This is a genomic window from Fodinibius sp. Rm-B-1B1-1, assembly GCF_038594945.1.
Lineage (GTDB): Bacteria > Bacteroidota > Rhodothermia > Balneolales > Balneolaceae > Fodinibius > Fodinibius alkaliphilus.
The window spans coordinates 443,166-463,675 of the sequence record NZ_JBCFYD010000002.1 but is presented as its reverse complement, the minus strand read 5'-3'; the positions used below and the strand labels follow the sequence as shown (position 1 = coordinate 463,675).

Sequence of the window (20,510 nt, the reverse complement as noted above, 5' to 3'; positions counted from 1 at the left end):
TTACACTATGAGAACACTGACATTATTTATTTCACTATTTTTAATTACGACCATTGCTCAAGCTCAAAATGAAATTTCTATCAATGCCACTGCCCAAGTGGCCGTTCCCGCTGATGAAATTGCCTTTCAAATTAATCTGAATGCAGAGGCTGAAACTTCACAAGAAGCATATGACTTGCATAAAAAACGAGAAAAAGTACTTGTAGAGCTCTTGAAAGAACATGATATCAAGGAAGAAAATATCGATTTTGAACCTATTTCTATCAATAAGAGCTACAGTGATCAATATTCCCGAGACCAGAAGGAAGTTATCCAAACAAGCCAGATGGTGGTGCTAACGTTGAGTGATTTTGATATCTATGAACAAATCCAAATCACCTTAATTAGCAATGATTTTGATGAATTCAGTGGTAATTTCATGTCCAGCGAATCGGAAAAAGGAGAAGAGGAAGCACTAAAAAAAGCACTTAACATGGCGCGTGATAAGGCAGAGCTCATTGCCCAAGAATCAGGAGTAACGATTACAGGAATTAAAAACATTAATTACTCCTACCATCACCGCCCACCGCAACCCATGATGGAAATGTCAGCAAGAAAATCATCCGACAGCCTCCTCGAATTTGACCAATCCGTAAGCGTATCAGCGAATGTTTCCGTTGTTTACACTTTTGAACAGTAATAGTTTGAGAGATGCCATCCTTCAAAAGATGGCATCTCGATTACTAAATATCATCACACAAACTGCGCTTCTTCGGTAGACCCACTAAGTGCAAGCGTTGAACTTTCTTTTCCATCAATCGATTTTTTAACCGTATCGAAGTAGCCGGTACCGACCTCTCGCTGGTGCTTTGTAGCAGTATAGCCATACGCCTCACCCGCAAACTCAGCTTCCTGCAGCTCCGAATAAGCAGCCATACCTTCATCGCGATACCGCCGAGCAAGGTTAAACATGCTGTAATTGAGCGAATGGAATCCGGCCAGTGTCACAAACTGAAACTTATAGCCCATAGCCGCTAATTCACGCTGAAAAATGGCAATATCTGTATCTGTAAGATTCTTTTTCCAGTTGAACGATGGTGAACAGTTGTAGGCCAGCAGTTTATCGGGGTACTTCTCATGGATGGCATCAGCAAATATACGCGCCTCATGAAGATCCGGTTTAGACGTTTCACACCAAACCAAATCAGCATAAGGAGCATATGCCAGTCCGCGAGAAATCGCCTGATCCAATCCATTTCGGACATAATAGAATCCTTCCTCCGATCGCTCTCCCGTTAAAAACTTGTGATCATGGGGATCAATATCGCTCGTTAACAGCTGGGCTGCATCAGCATCTGTTCGGGCAATGACAAGCGTGGGTACATCCAGTACATCAGCAGCTAAACGCGCCGCAGTAAGCGTTTTAATAAATTGTGATGTAGGAACAAGTACCTTTCCCCCCAAGTGGCCGCACTTCTTCTCTGATGCCAGCTGATCTTCAAAGTGGACACCTGCAGCACCCGCCTCAATCATCGCTTTCATCAATTCAAAAGCATTCAGTACACCGCCAAATCCCGCCTCGGCATCTGCTACGATAGGTGCAAGCCAATGTGTAGACTTATCTCCTTCCATGTGATGAATTTGATCAGCCCGCAGCAGCGTTTGGTTAATCTTTCGAACAATTTCCGGGACGCTGTTGGCAGGATACAAACTCTGATCGGGATACATATTTCCAGCCATATTTGCATCTGCTGCTACTTGCCAACCGCTCAAGTAGATAGCTTTCAACCCCGCCTTTACCTGCTGCATGGCCTGATTTCCCGTTAATGCTCCAAGTGCCCGAACTAATTCTTCTTCGTTCAGCAACTTCCATAAACGTGCGGCTCCAACCTCTGCCAACGTCTGGCGAATTACTACCGATCCGCGCAACTTTAACACTTCCTCGGCTGTATAGTTACGTTTAATCCCTTTCCAACGAGAATTTGTTTCCCATTCATTTTGTAATTTTTTTACCGTATTCATGACGTCCCTCTCTTAATTTTTAATGTTAGTTTCCCTTAGTGCGGTATTAAAAAAATCCGGTAGATTTTCGAGCAAAAATACTGCTCCCACATCCTTCCGAGCCTTTTTAAATTGATCTTGCACCTTTTGTATTGCAGATGCAGGCTGTCCCTCCATCACTTCTTCAACCTCATCCAAAATCGTATTCAGTTCTTCATCAAACAAGGTATCTACCAAGGCACGAGTAATCATTCGTCCATCCGTTGTAACTACTTTGTGATGAATCCACTGCCAAATTTGAGCCCGTGAAATTTCCAGCGTCGCAAGATCTTCCATCAAATTATCCCACGCCACACACCCTATATCCTGATTCCATCCTTGCATATAAGCAATACCCACACGGATGTTCGTTCGTAAGCCGGCCTCGGTAATATCGCCGCCACCCTGCGGTAACAGTTCGGGATATTTATCTTGATTAGGTAGTGTTCGATCCAGCTGATTTTCTTCAGGAAAACACTCCAGCGCAGAAGTTATAAAATAAGGATGCGAAACCCAGCAGCCATCATGACCGATATCGTGCTCGTTCTTTTTATCAGCAAGCACTTTCGCCGTTTGCTCTTTTCGCAACTCGGGATCTTTACCCGGTGTAAATGCCGACATGCCGCCAATGGCCATAGCACCACGGCTATGACAAACTTTAATCAACCGCTTAGCATATTGATCCATCCAGGGCTTGCTCATATCGATAGTGCCTCGATCGGGCATAATCCGATCTTTATGATAGCGCAACACTTTAATGTCACTAAATATCTTATCCCATCGACCAACATTTAATCCCGCGGCGTGATCACGAATTTCATAAAGTATCTCCTCGATCTGGAAAGCAGCAGTCAATGTTTCTATCAAAAAGGTAGCTCGCAAGGTACCCGTTTCATATTTCAGCTTACCTTCCAACATTTCAAAAAGATTATTCCACCAGCGTGCTTCTTGGTATGACTCACATTTGGGGACATAATATTTAGGTGTACGCCCTCGCTGAACTAACGGCTCGGCGGCATGATAAAATGTAACAGCCAAGTCAAAAAGTCCTGCTGAAATAGCCTCTCCGTCAACCGTGATGTTCTCCTCATCTAAATGCAGTCCCCGGCATCTTACCATCACCCCGGGCATATCGTCTTTATTTAGCTCATAAATTTTACCTGGTCCATCATTCTTTGCCAGTTGCTCAAACCGGAGATCCCCCTTCGCCGCTCCAATTACGTTATAGATTCCATCCACAACATTTTGCCAGCTTGGTTTCATCGAATCCTCAAAGTCCAGCATCGCCATATCGGCTCTCGCGCCCTCGTCATTATAACTCAGCATATTGATAACCATTTTGGCAGAATTTACCGGCCCCGTAATTTCCACTCTTCTTTTTTTAAGATCATCAGGTAACGGATTTACCTTCCAAGCCCCGGTTACCGCTTCATTATCTCTATTTAGATATTCTGGCACCTTGCCCTCATCAAAATTAAGTTGCCGGACTTTCCGTTGTTTTAAGAGTGATTTCCGCTGTGGTTCCAAGTCCCGATGAAGATGAGCCAACAGTTTAACAAACCCTTCATTAAGAATTGCTTTCATTCTTTCACTAAAGGCCTCAGATTTGATCTCAACTCCATGCCCCAGTGAAATATATACTTTTGTTTTCGCTCCCTTCTTCTCTTTTGTTATCTGCATATTTCTCTCCTCTATTTTTTATTGATGATGTGCCTCCCTTTTTAGATCACATCTTTAAATCAATTTCGTAAAAACGAATATAACTTACAAGCGAATATTCGCTAATAGATTATATTTTATTTTGCGATGTATTTCTTTGTACATTGATTGAAGTACAAAATAAACCACTAACATCATCTAAACGCTATGTCGCAACCGGTACAGGAAGAAAATCTTAAAGCGATTTTCGGACTCAAACTCCGTCAATACCGAGAGCTGCAAGAACTTTCGACTCAAGAATTAGCTAAACAGTCGGGACTTTCAGCTTCGTATATCAACGAAATTGAGAAGGGCAAAAAATACCCTAAAGCCGACAAAATCATGTCGCTTGCTACGGCTCTCGATGTTGATTATGATGAGATGGTTTCCTTAAAACTGGGTAAACAGTTAGGCCAACTTTCTGACCTTCTGAAGAGTAATGCCCTTCATGAAATGCCACTCGAACTTTTTGGGATTAAAACCAGTGATCTTATTGGCTTGATGGGTGATGACCCGGCCAAATTTAGCGCCCTGCTGCAAACTCTTTTAGAGGTAGCCCGTAATTATGACGTGCGGGTAGAACACTTTCTGCTGGCCGCATTACGATCGTACCAAGAACTCAATAACAACTACTTTGAGGAGCTTGAAAAAGCCGCTGAATCTTTCCTGGAAAATAAGCAGTGGATGGATCTACCTACCATCCCTTATAATCAACTAAAAACACTTCTCGAAACTGATTACGATTACGAAATAATCGAAAGCTCATTTGATAGCCAGCCTGAATTGCAGGGCTTTCGATCCATATATGTCCCCACCGAATCGCCGAAACTTTTTATTAATGATCAGCTCTTCCCTAATCAAAAAGCCTTTGTGCTGGGACGCGAATTGGGATACAACATCCTTGACTTGAAAGAACGGGCTCTTACCTCTTCCTGGATTAAAGTAGAATCGTTCAACCAAGTACTAAATAATTTCAAAGCCTCTTACTTTTCAGGAGCTATCCTCATGAATCGACATACATTTGTTCAAAAGCTGCAGGATTTCTTTAATCGAGATACCTGGGATTCCCAGCCATTGCTTGATATGATCGATTATTTCGACACTACCCCCGAAACATTTACCCATAGGCTAACCCAAATTTTGCCTCACTATTTTGGCTTAGATCAACTATTCTTTTTACGATTCCATAATATGCCGGGATCCCAGCAATACAAACTTTCGAAAGAGCTGCACCTGTCTCAACTGCATAATCCTCATCGCGTTAATCCCAGCGAGCATTATTGCCGGCGATGGATCACCATCACGTTATTGCAAAAATTAGCAGATACCGATATGCATGAAGCGAGCAACCAGCCACTTATAGATATCCAGCGCTCCCAATTCTATGGAACTGAAAATGAATATCTCTGCATTTCTTTTGCACGTCCACTGGCTCTTAACGAAGAAGCCAATTCGTGCATTACGTTGGGCTTATTGGATAATAATACCCTGAAAAAAGGAGTGAATTTCGCTTCAGATACCGATATTAAAACCCGGATCGTTAACGAGTCGTGCGAACGGTGCCCTATTCCTGATTGCCAAGAACGCGCCGCCGAACCTATGATTAGTAAAAAAGATCAGCAACAAAAAAAGCGCGAAAAAGCTTTACAATATTTTTTGGAACAACATAGCGAATAGAAAAAACCTAACCTCTTCACTCATTAGTATGGCTATCACGATTCCTATCTTCTAAAATAGGCCTCAAAACTTCCCAAACCTTTTTAGCAAGCAGCTTGTGTCCTTTTTTAGTGGGATGAATACCATCCGATTGCATTAACTCAGAGTCACCGCCCAAATCATCCAGAAAGTATGGAATAAGCTTGACACCATTAGCCTTTGCTAATTCCGGGTACATCTCTTTGAATTGTTGCGTGTACTCTGGTCCCAAATTGGGCGGAACCTGCATTCCTGTGATGATGATTTCGGCTTCGGGATATTTTGACTCTACCTTGTCGATAATTTTCTGCAGGTTCTGTTTTGTAGCATCTAAGTCAATACCGCGGAGTCCATCGTTCCCCCCCAGTTCGAGCACAAATACAGATACGGGTTGCTGCAAAACCCAGTCAATACGGCGTAACCCACCGGCCGATGTTTCCCCACTCGAACCACCATTAATAGCTTTATAAGCTAAGCCTGCGGAATCAATCTTTTGTTGGATAAAGGCGGGGAAAGCCTGGTCTTCTCCCACACCGTATCCGGCGGTAATACTATCTCCAAAAAACAGAATGCGATCAGGGGAATCTTGACTAAACATAACCGTGGGTAGCAAAAAAGTGAAAACAACAGCCGTCAATAATCGTTTCATTAAATATCAGGAGTAAATTTATGTTATCCGATTTTCATTTAGTTCAGGAAACGCTTTCCTTAACGGAATGATTCACCCGTTTGTAGATGTTACAAACCATAATTCAATCATCATATTATTTTTTATGGCTTTAAATCCGATTCTGGAAGTTACAAATCTTACCCAACAATTTAGAAACGGCGACCGTAACTTAACCGTTTTAGATCACGTCGACTTTTTAGTGGAAAAAGGAACCACTTGTTCTATCGTTGGCCCCTCTGGCAGTGGTAAAACGACCTTACTTGGACTTTGCGCTGGACTTGATCGTCCCACTACAGGAGAAGTAACACTCAACGGGGTTAAACTTGGTCCACTGGATGAAGACCAGCGGGCGGAGGTACGTAACAAACATGTAGGCTTTGTTTTCCAGACCTTTCAACTCGTGCCTACCCTTACAGCCCTCGAAAATGTGATGGTTCCGCTCGAACTTCGGGGCGATAAAACATCCGAAGTACAACACGATGCCGAAGAATTGTTAGAACAGGTGGGACTTAGCGATCGGATGAGTCACTACCCTGCTCAGCTTTCGGGCGGTGAGCAGCAACGGGTAGCTATAGCACGAGCGTTCATCAACAAACCAAAAATTCTTTTTGCTGATGAACCTACCGGTAATTTAGATTCTGAGACCGGGGGGACAATTGAAGACCTGCTTTTTGATCTCAATAAAGCCCGAGGTACTACGCTGGTTTTGGTGACACACGACCTATCATTGGCTGAAAAGTGTCAGCGTATTATTCGTCTTAAAAATGGGAAGATCCACAAAGACAACTGGATAGAACATCCCCAGGAAACAGAAAAAGTTTAACCGGTTTTATTTTAGCTCTTTATGTCATCATTCTTTTCTAAATGGTCATGGAAGATGGCCTGGCGCGATGCCCGATCTAACAAAAAACGACTGTTCGTTTATATTTCGGCCATTATTATTGGCGTAGCAGCACAAGTAGCCATTACTTCATTTCGGGATAGCCTGAACAATACCATTGACAACCAATCCAAAGAACTACTGGGGGCCGACCTCGAAATTGAGACCGAACAACCGCCCCCCGACACGCTTACGGTATATTATGACTCGCTCGGCGGTGAGCAATCCCGCATTACCGAATTTCCATCGATGGTGCTCTTTCCACAAAGTGGCAACACGCGCTTGGCCAACGTACGCGCCTTAAAGGGCAATTTCCCTTTTTATGGTACGCTTGAGACTATCCCCATAGAAGCAGCTACAGCTTTTCAATCTGATTCAACCGCCCTTGTCGACGAGGCCCTAATGACCCAGCTTGATATTGAGGTTGGTGACTCTATCAAAGTTGGAGAAGTAACTTTTGCTATTGGAGGAGCTGTGACCAAAATACCCGGCGAAGCAGCCGCAGCAGCCATGGTCGGTCCACGCGTATTTATTCCCGGATCAATGTTGGAGGCAACCAATCTTGTACAACGAGGCAGCCGCATTGAGTACAAGCAGTATTTTAAGTTCGATGATAACCGGGATATGGAAGCTATTGAAGCCCAAGTAGATTCTTTGGAAGAATCTCTGGCTATTGATATCAATATAGAAACGGTAGAAGAACGTCGTGAAGAGATCGGTGAAGCAGTCGGTAACCTCAGTAAATTTCTCAATCTGGTAGGATTTATTGCCCTGCTACTGGGCGGTATTGGGGTTGCCAGCTCTATCCACGTCTATATCAATCAAAAAATTGGTACCGCCTCGGTATTGCGATGTTTTGGGGCTTCTTCCAATCAGACCATGAGCATTTTTCTTATCCAGTCGGTTGTTCTTGGCTTTCTTGGTGCCCTCACAGGCACGTTGATAGGCGTGGGCATTCAGTACCTGTTGCCGGGTCTGGTTAGCGATTTTCTGCCTGTTAACGTAGAACTTACAACATCATGGCTGGCGATCGGCTTGGGACTTTTCACCGGTACGGGGGTGGCACTGGCTTTTGCCCTGCTTCCGCTGCTGGCCCTGCGAAAAGCTTCTCCCCTTTATGCACTACGGAAAATCGAGGGATCAATTACATCTCTGCTATCAAACAAAACAAAAAGCATGATCTATGTAGCCATTGCCCTTGTTGTTATGGGATATGCGACCCTGCTCACAGCCGATTGGATGGTGGGCGGATTGTTTACGGCAGGGATGATCATTGCTTTTGGATTACTCTACCTCGTTGCCCAGTTGCTTATAACACTCATTCGACAATACTTCCCTTCTCACTGGCCGTATGTATGGCGACAAGGACTTGCAAACTTGTATCGACCCAATAATCAGACAACTACCCTTATGCTTTCGCTCGGGCTGGGAATGTTGTTAGTGAGCACGCTTTACTTTAGCCAGGATATGTTGATGGAAGAGCTCGACTTTGCAACCCGCGATGATGCGCCAAATCTCATTTTCTTTGACATCCAACCGGATCAAAATGAGGGCGTTAACAAGCTACTTGGTGAAAAAGATATTCCCATCCTGCAAAATGTACCGATGGTAACAATGCGGCTCGACTCTCTCCGTGGACAAAGCACTGATGCCATTGATGACGACACAACCAATAACGTCCGCGACTGGGCCTTGCGACGTGAATACCGTTCTACCTATCGCGACTCCCTGATTGATTCCGAAACGCTGCTCGAAGGTCAATTTATTGGTCAGGCCCCCGATACCGGTCGTGTTCCTGTCTCCGCTGCTAATGAAATCGTCGAGGACCTAAACTTATCCATTGGTGATGAGTTGACCTTTGACGTACAGGGTGTACCTGTTGCAGCTTATGTCAGCAGTATTCGTGAAGTTGATTTCCAGCGCGTGCAGCCCAACTTCTTTATGCTCTTTCCCTCAGGCGTTCTGGAATCAGCACCGCAAATTTTCGTGACCGTTTCGCGGGCCCCTACGGATGAAGCTTCGGCATCAGCTCAACAAGCGGTCGTTCAAGAATATCCGAATGTCTCGGCTATTGATGTTAGTCGCATTCTTGAAACAATTAATCAATTTATTGACAAAATCTCTTTCGCCGTACAGTTTATGGCGCTCTTCAGCATTATTACCGGACTGATTGTGCTGGCCAGCTCGGTGGCAACCAGTCGTTTCCAACGCATTAAAGAAAGTGTACTGCTGCGTACTCTTGGAGCCAGCAAGAAACAAATCATCCAGATACTATCGGTGGAGTATTTGTTTTTGGGGATTCTTTCTGCCCTAACGGGACTTATTCTCTCAGTTGCAGCCACATGGCTATTGGGCTACTTCTACTTTGATATCACTTTTGTACCAAACCCTTGGGTAATTATCATTGGTACCGTAGTAGTTACAGGACTTACCATACTGATTGGTATGTTTAACAGCCGCAGCATCTATAAAAAAACGCCATTAGAAGTATTACGAATGGAAGCCGGGTAATTTAGGAAACATTATCTGTTGATACCTATTAAAAGGTCATAGTTTAAAACCCCTAAATAAACAGATATATCTCCTATGAAATCATCTAAATACGGTTTAATAATTACCCTTTGTATTGCGCTACTGGCAGTAACGACCAAAAGCTGTAAAAACTGGAGCAAGACAGCGAAAGGTGGTACTATTGGTGCAGGAGCTGGAGCATTAGCTGGGGCAGTTATTGGTGAAGTTACTGGTGATAATACCGTTAAAGGAGCAATTATTGGTGCTGCGGTTGGCGGAGCTGCCGGTGCAGCGATAGGAAATTACATGGATCGCCAAGCTCGGGAAATGCGAAAGGATCTTGAAAATGCGGAAGTAGAACGCGTAGGCGAAGGTATCAAAATTACATTCGACTCGGGTATCCTTTTTGAAGTTGACTCCTATAACCTCCAAAAACCGGCTAAAGAAAATATTGCTGAGCTATCAGAGATACTGAAAAAGTATGAGGATACAAATATCCTTTTTGCTGGTCATACTGACAATACCGGTTCTGAAAAATACAACCAAGAATTATCCGAAGAACGGGGTAAGTCTGTTGCTGAGTACACCTCCTTTCTGGGTGTGGATTCAAATCGCATGACGATTATTGGATATGGAGAAACCGAACCTGTTACCTCGAATGAGACGGCGGAAGGTCGACAACAAAATCGTCGTGTTGAAATCGCCATTTATGCTAATGACGAATTGAAAGAAGCCGCTAAAAATGGTGAGCTTGATTAACCAGTATTAATCTTATTACCACGTTTAAAAATGGCTTCGGACTTTTCCGAGGCCATTTTTATTTACACCTTCATTAATGAATAATGAAATGCAATTTTATAACACGATATAGCCTATGAATATCAATCAGAAAACAAACCTTATTTCTATTGTTATTTTATTGGTTTGTATCCTGATAGCTGTTGCCATTTACCTTTATAATGGAACTATCGTTGTGGCTATTTTTATTGCTCCGCCTATTATCCACTGGATTCTTAAGAAACGCCAAAATTCAGATTATATGTAATTCGTACCCCCATCTATATGTAATCTCCTAATGGCCATGTATTTGTCGGCTTGTTTTAGGATTACAGCTTACCCATATTACAGTTGAAATCTAAAACAAATAATAGCAGGTATGGCTACCAGAAAAAGGATTAAAAATGTTCTTCCGAGTATTCGTTTTCGACGATCAGGACAACAAAAAAAGCCGGGTACTGCACCAGGCACGGTAGAGCATATTGGCGAACGACACATGGATGAGATTAAAATTGTCGTCCATGATTATGATGAAAGCCACGTTGAAGAGATTCCAATTAAAAAAATCCAAAAAGCCCAACAGTACCTTGATGCGCCCTCAAAAACATGGGTGAAAGTGAGTGGGTTACATGATACTGAAAAGCTGAAATCAATTTGGAATTTCTTTGACCTGCACCCCCTTATCCAAGAGGATATCGTCCACACGGCCCAGCGTCCCAAAGTGGAGGTGTATGACAACTGTGTCTTTTTTGTGCTCCGTCTGCTCTCCTATTCATCGGAAGAACAGAAAATTCAAAGTGAACAGATCAGTATTGTACTGGGCGAAAACTTTGTCCTTTCCTTCCAGGAAACTGATGTCGATCATTTTAAACCTATCCTGGATCGTCTGGCCATTGAAGGATCACGTATCCGAAAAAGCGGTCCCGATTACCTTACATATGCCTTGGTTGACGCTATCGTAGACTATTATTTTAATGTCATTGAACATATTGCTGATGATATTGAGAGGTTGGAAGATCAACTGTTAAAAGAACCCGAGGACGACCTGCTGGAACAGATTCACAAAATTCGCCGCGAAATTATCTTTTTCCGAAAGTCTGTCTGGCCGCTGCGTGATGCCATGAATACGGCCATCAGAGACGAGTCTAAATTTATCGACGATGGCACCAAAATTTACTTGCGCGACGTTTATGACCATATGATTCAGGTTATTGACAATATCGAGAACTACCGCGATATGATTCTGGGGCTACACGATATGTATATGTCGCACGTGAGCAACAAGATGAATGAGGTGATGAAGGTACTCACCATTATTGCCACAATCTTCATTCCACTGACATTTGTTGCCGGTATTTATGGAATGAACTTTGACCCTGAAACAAGCCCCTATAATATGCCGGAACTGAGTTGGTACTGGGGGTATCCTGCAGCTATGGGTGTCATGGGAATCATTGCTGTTATTATGGTTGTTTATTTTAAACGTAAAGGCTGGTTCTGACAAAAGAGATAATTTAGTATTTTAAGATAACCTTTCATCAAACCTTCATTACTATGGATAACATTAAAATACTTGTGCCACTCGATTTTTCAGACCTTGGTTCAAAGGCACTCCATTCAGCTGAAAAGATGGCCAAACTATTTGATGGTAGTATTACTCCTTTCCATTCGTACTTACCACTTAATGAAGTTGATGGAGGCCCTTACATGTTTGGAATGGGCGCTTCTACAATGGAAGATTTCGATGAAATTGAAACAGCTCTGCATGACCGGCTGGCTGAAATAGCTGGCGAAGAAGTTGATGCCTCCCTTCTTACCGATCCACTTATTTCAATCGGCAATCCAGCCCAGTCTATAGCTGAGGAAGCCGAGGATTTTGATATGATCGTCATGACCACGCATGGTCGGACCGGCTTTTCGCGATTTTTTCTGGGTTCGGTATCCGAAAAAGTAATCCGTACCTCCCACGTACCTGTTTTAATTGTCAACCAAGAGCGCGAACTAAGTAACCTTAATCGTATTATGGTTACCACTGATTTTTCTGATCACTCAAAAGAGGCTTTTGCTACAGCTATGGAAATTGCCCAAAAAGCCAATGCCAAGCTCGATCTCGTTAACGTAATGAATTATGATGCCCAGCATCAAGATGCACCGGACGAATCAAAGAAAGAACTTCGCGAGCAACGGCTAAAAATCTTAGCCAAAGAAGAAATGCATGAAATGGGCGATTTGCTGCAAACAAAAGTTATTGTCTCTTCCGAGACTGCTCATGAGGCCATTATCAATTATAATCAGGAGCATCCTTATGATCTTATTGTCATGTCTACCGTGGGGCGTACTGGTATTGATTACCTGATGCTGGGAAGCACAACAGCCAATATTGCTCGGTATGTTAAGAGCCCCGTTTTAAGTATAAACCCCAAAGCGAAATAGATAAGCCTTGCAATTGTTACGTACCATCAAATTCAGTTTTGTAATCCTTATAACCTTATTACTGACTTCTTGTGGCACTCCATACCAGCCAGAAGAGGATCCCGATGAAGAACAAGAAGAGCCGGAAGAACAAATTGAACAAAATGATCCGGTTCCTCCCGATGGAGTGCTTGAAACAGTAACCTGGAATTTACTCGGCTACGGTACAGGGTTCACTGGCCCCTCAAACCAAGATCAACAAACCAGAAATATAGTGGAAGTTATTGACTCTTTGGATGCGGATCTGTTTGCCTTTCAAGAAGTTAACGACCAGCAACCTTTGAATGAGATTGTTCAATACATGCAAGGTTATAGTGGTTTTACAGCTGATCACGTAAGCCAGCAACAAAAAATGGCATTTGTATATAACACCAACACCATTGATTCTCTCGAGGCAGGATCGATCAGTAATGTGAGAGAAGAATATCAAAACGATTGGGCATATTACTGGGCTAGTGGACGTACGCCTTTATTCTTTCGTTTTGACTATACGTACGAAAATACAACGAAAGAATTCTACGCAGTTGTCATTCATGGAAAAGCAAATTATGGTGATAATGAGGAAGAATATGCCGAAGCCTATAAACGACGCCAAAAAGCTGCTGAGGGACTTTATTATTATTTACAAGATAACAAACCTGATGCCAATATTATCTTACTGGGAGATTACAACGACGATGTTGATCAGTCCATTTATTATGAAGAGGTAGATGGCGAAGAGGTTTACCAAGAAACACCTTATGATGAATTTGTTGAAGATACCGACAACTTTGATGTCATAACAAAGAAACTATCCGATACGGGCGAATCGGCTTCCATAAATTATGAAGATATCATTGATCACATTACCATCAGCGATGAATTATTTGATGAGCATGCTCAAAACAGCACCTTAATTCATGATCCACGGGAGTATATTGATAACTATGGCAATACCACTTCAGATCACCTGCCAGTATGGACCAAGTTTAACATCCAGTAGACCTTTATAACAATTTTTGTATACCCTTTCTCGGCCTACCTTTCATCCTCATTCCGGAGTTAAGTGCCGGAATGGGATTACCCTACAAGTAAAGGCTCAGCCTATGCCCATGACAACAAGCTAAATGACATTAGTATGTCTTTAGATAAGACGTACTAATGTCGTATACGCTATACTTAACGGTTCTCTCATCCCATGCCTTATATTGCGGAAAGAAAAACCAGCTCCTGAACCAAGATGTGTTAATCTACAGGATCATCCGCAGGCCAGTCATTACATGCAGACGCGTAACATCTTCCTGAACCGTTTCGGTAATTGATGGCGTACTATATAATGCATTCTGATCTTCCCAGAAACTATATTGTAGTCCAAAGTCAAAAATGAGTCCCTTGGTTAACGTGGCACTAAACCCTCCGCTAAGAAACTGCCGATCACTCCCTGCCTGCTTTGGATTGGGATAATAAGCATACCCAAAGCGACCGGTAAAATCATCATTAAAAGCATATTCTAAACCGCCACGCAGGTTGATCACATCATTAAATGCGGCTTTAACCTGTGAATTGATATCACTTTCAAGCGGATTTAAATCAATTTCATCAAACTCAATTTTTGCATTTGAATAACTAACCGCTTCCGCAGATCCGGATAACGTCAGGTTCGCCCCCCCTTGGAAAGATACGCCGGCTTTAACGCGCTGAGGCTTAGTTATTGAATACGAAAACTGGCCGGGCGCATCATCAGAGAATTGAATACTGTTATCGAATGTCGTGGTAATCTCGGTGTTAAAACGCTCATCAATATATAGCTTGGATGGAAAAGCATAACTGGCCGCAATTTTTAGCTTGGACACAGGTTCATAGATCAATCCCAATCGAGCACTAAACGCTTTTATCTCAGAATCGATCCGATCCTCGCTTAATATATTATCAATATCTGTATCAGGATTTCCATCACCATCAGAATCTATAAATGCTGCACTGTAGTCATCTTCGCGATCAGATTCTAAAAAATCACGTCGGTACTCATATGTGCCACTATAGTAGCCAATTGATCCCCCAACATATAGGTTTTCAAGGAATTCAGTTGCTAAAAACAGAGAATACTCTCCCGTGGCGCCACGCTCAGTCATCTCTATATCTTGGTTGATACCTGGAAATTGCGGAAAACCTATCCGAAAAATAGATGATGTTTCAGAGAAAGAACTATCCGTAGTGGCAAAATCAATAGCGTAGGTATCAAAAGCAGCAAAAAAGAGCGAATCATCTGCTGTGGTATTATAAAAATCGGTGATAGTTGATTGCTGGTTTCTGCCTGATGCTGAAAGCACGCGATTAAAATCTGTGGTCTGGCTATATCCTCCCCCAACCACTAAACTACCACGAGTTGTTGGTACTTTATAGACAAATCCCAAATCACTGACTCCCGTCTGATTATCGGAATCATTAGCTGTATTACCCAAGTATGTACCCGTTTCATCTACAAAACGGCTACCCAATCCAAATGAGAGAAAGCTATCATCAAATAGAGCCATAGAAGCCGGGTTCTGCTGATACGCTCCAAATCCCGTAGCTTCTGTCATCCCGGGCATCACAATACTGACCGGATCGTTGGAGGGATATTCCAGACTATATCGCAGCACGTCATCAGCACTTTGTGCCTGCATAGTACTGGATAAGATTCCAATAATAAACAGAATAAAAACGCCACTCTTTGACAAACCTCTGGTATTGATAATCATAGAACTGAATTTAAGGGATTATAACCGAAATATAATGTTAGTTACCGCGACTGCGATCTGAACCGGAATCGGAATCCGAACTACTGCCACCACTTCTACTCCGCGACGACGAAGAGCTACTACCCCGCGATCGAGAGTTACTTGATGACGATTTACTGCGTGTTACCGAGCTTCGATTATTCGAGCTACTACGATTTACGGTTCCACGATTTCGTGTCGGGAAGTTAGAACGTGTTCTCCATGTACTACGATTGCCGTCTGCTTTTTTGAAGATATCATTATTGCCATCAAAGAAAGACCGCATCCGATTGAAGAAGGTCGATTTATCACTGTCATTATTACTTCGAGAGCGATTTAGTAGTCCACGATTATTAGACCTATTTGCTTGGGATCGTATTTGTTTTAACTGGTCTTCATCAATAACAAGCGGCAAGTCAGAATCGTAATCGCGACTTCGATAATTATATTCACTTATTACATTTCCCTCATCTACGCGAGCATTCCCTCTCGTTCGGCTTCGGCCTGTACTATTGCCGTTATCACTCTTTGATCGATCAACTCTGGTAGTTCTCGAAGTACCCCGTGTTCGGGTAGTTCCAGTAGATCTCGTTCTAACAGTTGATGATGTTCGATTCGTCACTGCAGCACTTCGCTCCCGATCTACCGATCCGGATCTATTTCTATCTGTTACAACGCGATTGGTGCCAATAGAACGCGGCCCATAACGGACATTACGATCTTCTCTCACTTTTTTATCGGGATAATACCCGTGCCCATATCCAGACTTACCATAGTAATTCCAATAGCCATATGTATATCGGTTGTGATATCGGTGCCAGTAGTAATCATAATAGGGGTCATAGAAAGGATCATAATACCCGTAATGATAATGTGGCCATCCCCAACTTAAACTAAAAGAGAATCCATAATGGGGGCGATCATACCAGCGTCCATAAAAGCTGTGGTAAGCCCATCGATCGTAGCCAAACGGATACCACGAAGAGTACGGGTGATACCGATCAAAATCATACCAATCATTAGCATAAAAATTATAAACATTACCGTATTTAGTGGCATATTTATAATCCTTATAGTAAACTGGAATGTACTCTTCTTGCTTCTCAGCCTTTGCTACCTCCCCATTCGTTGTATGTTTCGAAGAATCAGCTTGTTCTTCTCCACTCCACGAATAAGCAGGAGTATCATTGGTTTCTTTATCCGTAATTTTCTTCATCGTCTGGCTGTACTGCAGCTGGGTGTAACAACCAGTGAGGAAAAGCGCTAACAGGGTGATAACAAACACTTTCATAAATTTCATAATAGACTCCATATTTTACCCATAAATTTGGCAGAAGAAATCACCTGCTTCTGTCATTATCTATAACAATGGTATCAAGCAGTATCGTTGCATTCAATCACATATTCATGCGAAGGAATGTTAGATTTCGCCCTTCAGCGATTTGGTAATCACTTCGGCCTTAGAGTTAACGTGGAGCTTACGGTAAATATTACGGATATGAGCCCGAACAGTATCGATAGAAATGTCATAGCGATCAGCAATCATTTTGTAGCTTAAACCATCTACAAGTCCATTTACAATATCGTGTTCTCGGGGCGTGAGGTCGGAATCCGAATCTTTTTTAGGGGCATTCTCCTGAAAATGATTAATCACCTTTCGTGCTATTTGTGGCGACATAGGCGCACCACCATCAACCAATTTAAGTATCGATTCTTTAATCTCTGGCAATGAGGTATGCTTTAGTAAATAGCCTGATGCCCCAGCTCGCAGAGCATTAAATATTTTGTGAGAATCATGGTACACCGTAAGCATGATAATATCCACATTATCATACTTTTCTTTGATAAGGCCAATGCCCTTAATACCAGACATGCCCGGTAGCTGAATATCCATTAAAATAACATCAGGGGCATTATGTTCTTCGAGATAATCCAGCATTTCTTCTACAGAATCGACCGCGACAGGACACGATAACTCATCCTGCATATCCAAGTAGCGCTGGATCAGATCTCGAATTTTTTTATTGTCCTCAACAATACCAACTACCGAAGCCATAGCTATAAGGGCTTATTTTAATGCTATAATTTATATCTAATTACCATTCTCAACCAACACTTCAAAACCGTTCTTGTTATTAAATGTAATTTCTGCATCTATTCGTTTCGCCCGCATTCGCATATTTTGTAAGCCCTGCCCTGTTTTTCGATTTCCCTTAACTTCAGTTCCATTATCCTTTACCTTCAATAAGGTCTCATCACTCCCATTCGCTGACAAGGTAACCTCTACGCGATCCGCATTCGAATGCTTAGCAATATTATTAACAGCTTCCTTGAAAATTAAATATAGATTTTCCTTTACTGATACTTCTAACTTTTGTTGCATATCACCATCAAAATGGTAATAAACTTCCCGATTTGGTAATACATTGTTTATATAATCTTGCATCCGATCGGTAAGATCTCCAACGGTATCATTACGAGCATCAATAGACCACACAATATCGTCGAGACTGGAAACGATTTTTCGACTCTGGGCCCCAATCTGTTTCAGTGATTCTTCCAGTTTATCCGATACCTGCATCGTTTGCAGAAAATCGGATTGGAGGGCAATTTCGGTAAGTGCTGAGCCCACATCATCATGCAAATCACTGGCTATTCGTACGCGCATGCGTTCCATTTCCATCATTTTTTTTATCCGATAATAATGATAGCTGAATATGACTAAACCTATTACTACCAATACTACCAACGTAAGAAACCACCATTGAAGCCAAAACGGAGCCTGTATTGTAAAACCTACACGAGCAGTATTCGTACTCCATTGACCATCTATATTTTGGGCCTTCACTTCAAAAGTATAATCCCCCGGTATCAAGGCCGAATAACTGACGGAACGCTGCATGGTTTCCTGCCATCCTTCACCCGAATTTTTTAACCGGTACTGATACTTCATCTGATGGGGAGCTGAAAAACTCAACCCAATAAACGAAAATGTTATGTTATGAACATCGCTCCCCATATTTATCTGAGGCTTCAGGGGAACTTCTTCTCCAGAAACATACATTGAATTGATATGCACTTTGGGAGGAGTATTGGTCACTTTTTCTTTAGAAGGATCAAAAACCGAAACCCCATGTACTGATCCAAACCATAATCGGTCATTACTATCTTTAAAAGAAGCACCGGCATTCATTTCATTGGCAGCAAGTCCCTGCTCACGAGTAATCAACTTAAATACCTGTCGTTCACTGTCTCCATCATGATATGCCTGGTAATCAAATCGGACGACCCCTTCATTTGTACCAACCCAAAAAATACCACGTTCATCCTGCTCAATAAAGTAACAAACCTCATCAGGTAGTCCATCCGCAGCGGTGATAGCCTCGAACCCTTTGCCATCAAACCGGGCAATACCTCCAAAAGTGGCCACCCAAAGCTCCCCATTTTGATCTTCTAACACATCTAATACCCCATTATGAGGCAATCCATCTTCAATAGTATAATTCGTAAAGGTAGTATCTTGTATTCGACTTACTCCCCCATAGGTCGCCGCCCAAATAACCCCATCCTCCGTTTGTTCTAATGACATTACCGTATTGTTTGCCAACCCATCTTCCTCGGTAAACTGGATAAATCTACCATTAGCGAATTCAATAATTCCTTCACCATATGTTCCCAGTAAAAACTCATCCCCACCCCCTAATGGTAAAACAGCCCTTATTTTTCGGTAAGGCAATTCCGTTTCATCAAAATTCTTAAATGAATCATTTTCATAAATACTCAATCCCCAGCGCGTACCCACAAATAATCGATCACGGGAATCAATTTGAAGCGTATAAACCTTATTATCTACCAACCCATCATTGGCAGTAAGCGTTTCAATATCCTCTCCAATTTTTGAGATACCACCTCCATACGTTGATACCCAGAACTGTCCACGTTGATCTTCTGCAATAGACGTAACTACATTATTGGGGAGGCCTTCTTCAATTGTATATGTCTCAACGTAATCGCCAAGAAAAATACTGGCTCCACCTCCAAAAGTACCAAACCATATGTTACCCTCATTATCATAATATGTGGCATGGATCATATTATTTCCCAATCCTTGCTCAACAGAATAGTTCTTAAACTGCCCGTTCGAGAAATAACTTACTCCTTCTTCAGTACCCAGCCAAAGGTTTTCCTGCTCATCTTTTGAAATGGATTGTATGCGATTATTCATCAATCCATCGTCTTCTGAAAAGCAGTTAAACTGTTCATCTTGAAAATGACATAATCCTCCACGGCTGGCAACCCAAAGCTCTCCATCCTCAGTCAAGATCACATCCCGCAAACGATTATCAGGCAAACCATGGCGGGTTGTAAACGTCCGGAAATTCCCATCCTCAAGCTTGGTCAATCCATCACGCGTAGCAAACCACATAACGCCCTTCTGATCTTCTACAGCAGCCCGTACCCGACTACTACCTATACCATGAACTTCCCGGTATTGGGTAAGACTTTTCTGAGGATCCCAGTGCCAAACGCCTTCCCCATCCGTAGTAAACCACATCCCCTTTTGACTATCTTGATAGATAGATAAAATAGTACTCGACTCCAAGGGCTGTAAATTGGAAATAGTATGAATACTATCCTTTCGAATTATATTTACGCCCGAATCTGTACCAATCCAAAAACGATTTTCGCGATCCAGATACAACGATTGGACACTATTATTGAGCAATCCATCCTCGATGTAATAGCTTTTAAAATTGATGCCGTCAAATCGGTTCAACCCATAGCCCGTGCCAATCCAAAGATACCCCTCCTCATCTTGGGCAATAGTATTAACTACTGCTTCACTTAATCCGTCTTCAATTGAATAGTTTCTGAACGGTAAATTCTGTGCCTCTGCTATACCGGCAAACAGAAACAACAATACAAATATGTTTATCAATGTTTTCATACGATGGTAACGAAATGCCAAACAGAATATTTATGCTCCACCCCCTATTCTATCAAAAGTTTAGACAAATAAAAAAAGCCCCGGAAATTCGGGGCTTTTCTT

16 protein-coding genes are annotated in these 20,510 nt (G+C 42.4%); 9 read left to right on the top strand and 7 right to left on the bottom strand.

Features of this window, described 5'->3' with window-relative positions; genetic code table 11:
- Positions 1–7 precede the first annotated feature (7 nt).
- Entirely contained in the window at positions 8–679 is a 672-nt protein-coding gene (locus AAFH98_RS09295) for an SIMPL domain-containing protein (protein WP_342522426.1), read from the top strand.
- A 53-nt stretch (positions 680–732) separates the two neighbouring features.
- On the opposite strand, the gene aceA is transcribed toward AAFH98_RS09295, so the two are convergent.
- Positions 733–2,001 carry an isocitrate lyase gene (gene aceA, locus AAFH98_RS09290; RefSeq protein ID WP_342522425.1) on the bottom strand — a complete coding sequence of 423 codons (1,269 nt, stop codon included), beginning with the start codon at positions 1,999–2,001 and terminating at the stop codon, positions 733–735.
- A gap of 12 nt (positions 2,002–2,013) precedes the next feature.
- Positions 2,014–3,699, bottom strand: a complete 1,686-nt coding sequence (locus AAFH98_RS09285; protein WP_342522424.1) for a malate synthase — start codon at positions 3,697–3,699, stop codon at positions 2,014–2,016.
- Positions 3,700–3,885: 186 nt separating this feature from the next.
- Here AAFH98_RS09285 and AAFH98_RS09280 point away from each other — a divergent pair, with 186 nt between their 5' ends.
- Positions 3,886–5,394 (top strand): helix-turn-helix domain-containing protein, encoded by a 1,509-nt coding sequence (locus AAFH98_RS09280; RefSeq protein WP_342522423.1) that lies wholly within the window; start codon positions 3,886–3,888, stop codon positions 5,392–5,394.
- A gap of 16 nt (positions 5,395–5,410) precedes the next feature.
- Here AAFH98_RS09280 and AAFH98_RS09275 read toward each other — a convergent pair whose 3' ends face one another.
- Complete coding sequence (locus AAFH98_RS09275) at positions 5,411–6,061, bottom strand: arylesterase (RefSeq protein WP_342522422.1); 651 nt, start codon at positions 6,059–6,061, stop codon at positions 5,411–5,413.
- Between the two features lie 124 nt (positions 6,062–6,185).
- Between AAFH98_RS09275 and AAFH98_RS09270 the strand changes: the two genes are divergently transcribed.
- From AAFH98_RS09270 to AAFH98_RS09240, 7 genes are all read left to right on the top strand, one after another.
- On the top strand, positions 6,186–6,905 hold the full coding sequence (locus tag AAFH98_RS09270) for an ABC transporter ATP-binding protein (protein ID WP_342522421.1): 720 nt from the start codon (positions 6,186–6,188) through the stop codon (positions 6,903–6,905).
- A 21-nt stretch (positions 6,906–6,926) separates the two neighbouring features.
- Complete coding sequence (locus AAFH98_RS09265) at positions 6,927–9,473, top strand: ABC transporter permease (RefSeq protein WP_342522420.1); 2,547 nt, start codon at positions 6,927–6,929, stop codon at positions 9,471–9,473.
- Positions 9,474–9,548: 75 nt separating this feature from the next.
- Positions 9,549–10,232 (top strand): YiaD family glycine zipper/OmpA-like lipoprotein, encoded by a 684-nt coding sequence (locus tag AAFH98_RS09260; protein WP_342522419.1) that lies wholly within the window; start codon positions 9,549–9,551, stop codon positions 10,230–10,232.
- Positions 10,233–10,347: 115 nt separating this feature from the next.
- Positions 10,348–10,518 (top strand): hypothetical protein, encoded by a 171-nt coding sequence (locus AAFH98_RS09255; protein WP_342522418.1) that lies wholly within the window; start codon positions 10,348–10,350, stop codon positions 10,516–10,518.
- A 111-nt stretch (positions 10,519–10,629) separates the two neighbouring features.
- Positions 10,630–11,751 (top strand): magnesium/cobalt transporter CorA, encoded by a 1,122-nt coding sequence (gene corA, locus AAFH98_RS09250; RefSeq protein ID WP_342522417.1) that lies wholly within the window; start codon positions 10,630–10,632, stop codon positions 11,749–11,751.
- Positions 11,752–11,804: 53 nt separating this feature from the next.
- Positions 11,805–12,683 carry a universal stress protein gene (locus AAFH98_RS09245; RefSeq protein WP_342522416.1) on the top strand — a complete coding sequence of 293 codons (879 nt, stop codon included), beginning with the start codon at positions 11,805–11,807 and terminating at the stop codon, positions 12,681–12,683.
- 13 nt (positions 12,684–12,696) lie between these two features.
- Positions 12,697–13,704, top strand: coding sequence for an endonuclease/exonuclease/phosphatase family protein (locus AAFH98_RS09240; RefSeq protein ID WP_342522415.1), 1,008 nt, complete (start codon positions 12,697–12,699; stop codon positions 13,702–13,704).
- A 247-nt stretch (positions 13,705–13,951) separates the two neighbouring features.
- On the opposite strand, the gene AAFH98_RS09235 is transcribed toward AAFH98_RS09240, so the two are convergent.
- The 4 genes from AAFH98_RS09235 to AAFH98_RS09220 all read right to left on the bottom strand — a co-directional run bounded on the left by AAFH98_RS09235 (position 13,952) and on the right by AAFH98_RS09220 (position 20,408).
- Positions 13,952–15,442 (bottom strand): OmpP1/FadL family transporter, encoded by a 1,491-nt coding sequence (locus AAFH98_RS09235; protein ID WP_342522414.1) that lies wholly within the window; start codon positions 15,440–15,442, stop codon positions 13,952–13,954.
- Positions 15,443–15,479: 37 nt separating this feature from the next.
- On the bottom strand, positions 15,480–16,760 hold the full coding sequence (locus AAFH98_RS09230) for a hypothetical protein (RefSeq protein ID WP_342522413.1): 1,281 nt from the start codon (positions 16,758–16,760) through the stop codon (positions 15,480–15,482).
- 120 nt (positions 16,761–16,880) lie between these two features.
- Positions 16,881–17,516 (bottom strand): response regulator transcription factor, encoded by a 636-nt coding sequence (locus AAFH98_RS09225; protein WP_342522412.1) that lies wholly within the window; start codon positions 17,514–17,516, stop codon positions 16,881–16,883.
- A 36-nt stretch (positions 17,517–17,552) separates the two neighbouring features.
- Complete coding sequence (locus tag AAFH98_RS09220) at positions 17,553–20,408, bottom strand: ligand-binding sensor domain-containing protein (protein WP_342522411.1); 2,856 nt, start codon at positions 20,406–20,408, stop codon at positions 17,553–17,555.
- Positions 20,409–20,510: the final 102 nt, after the last annotated feature.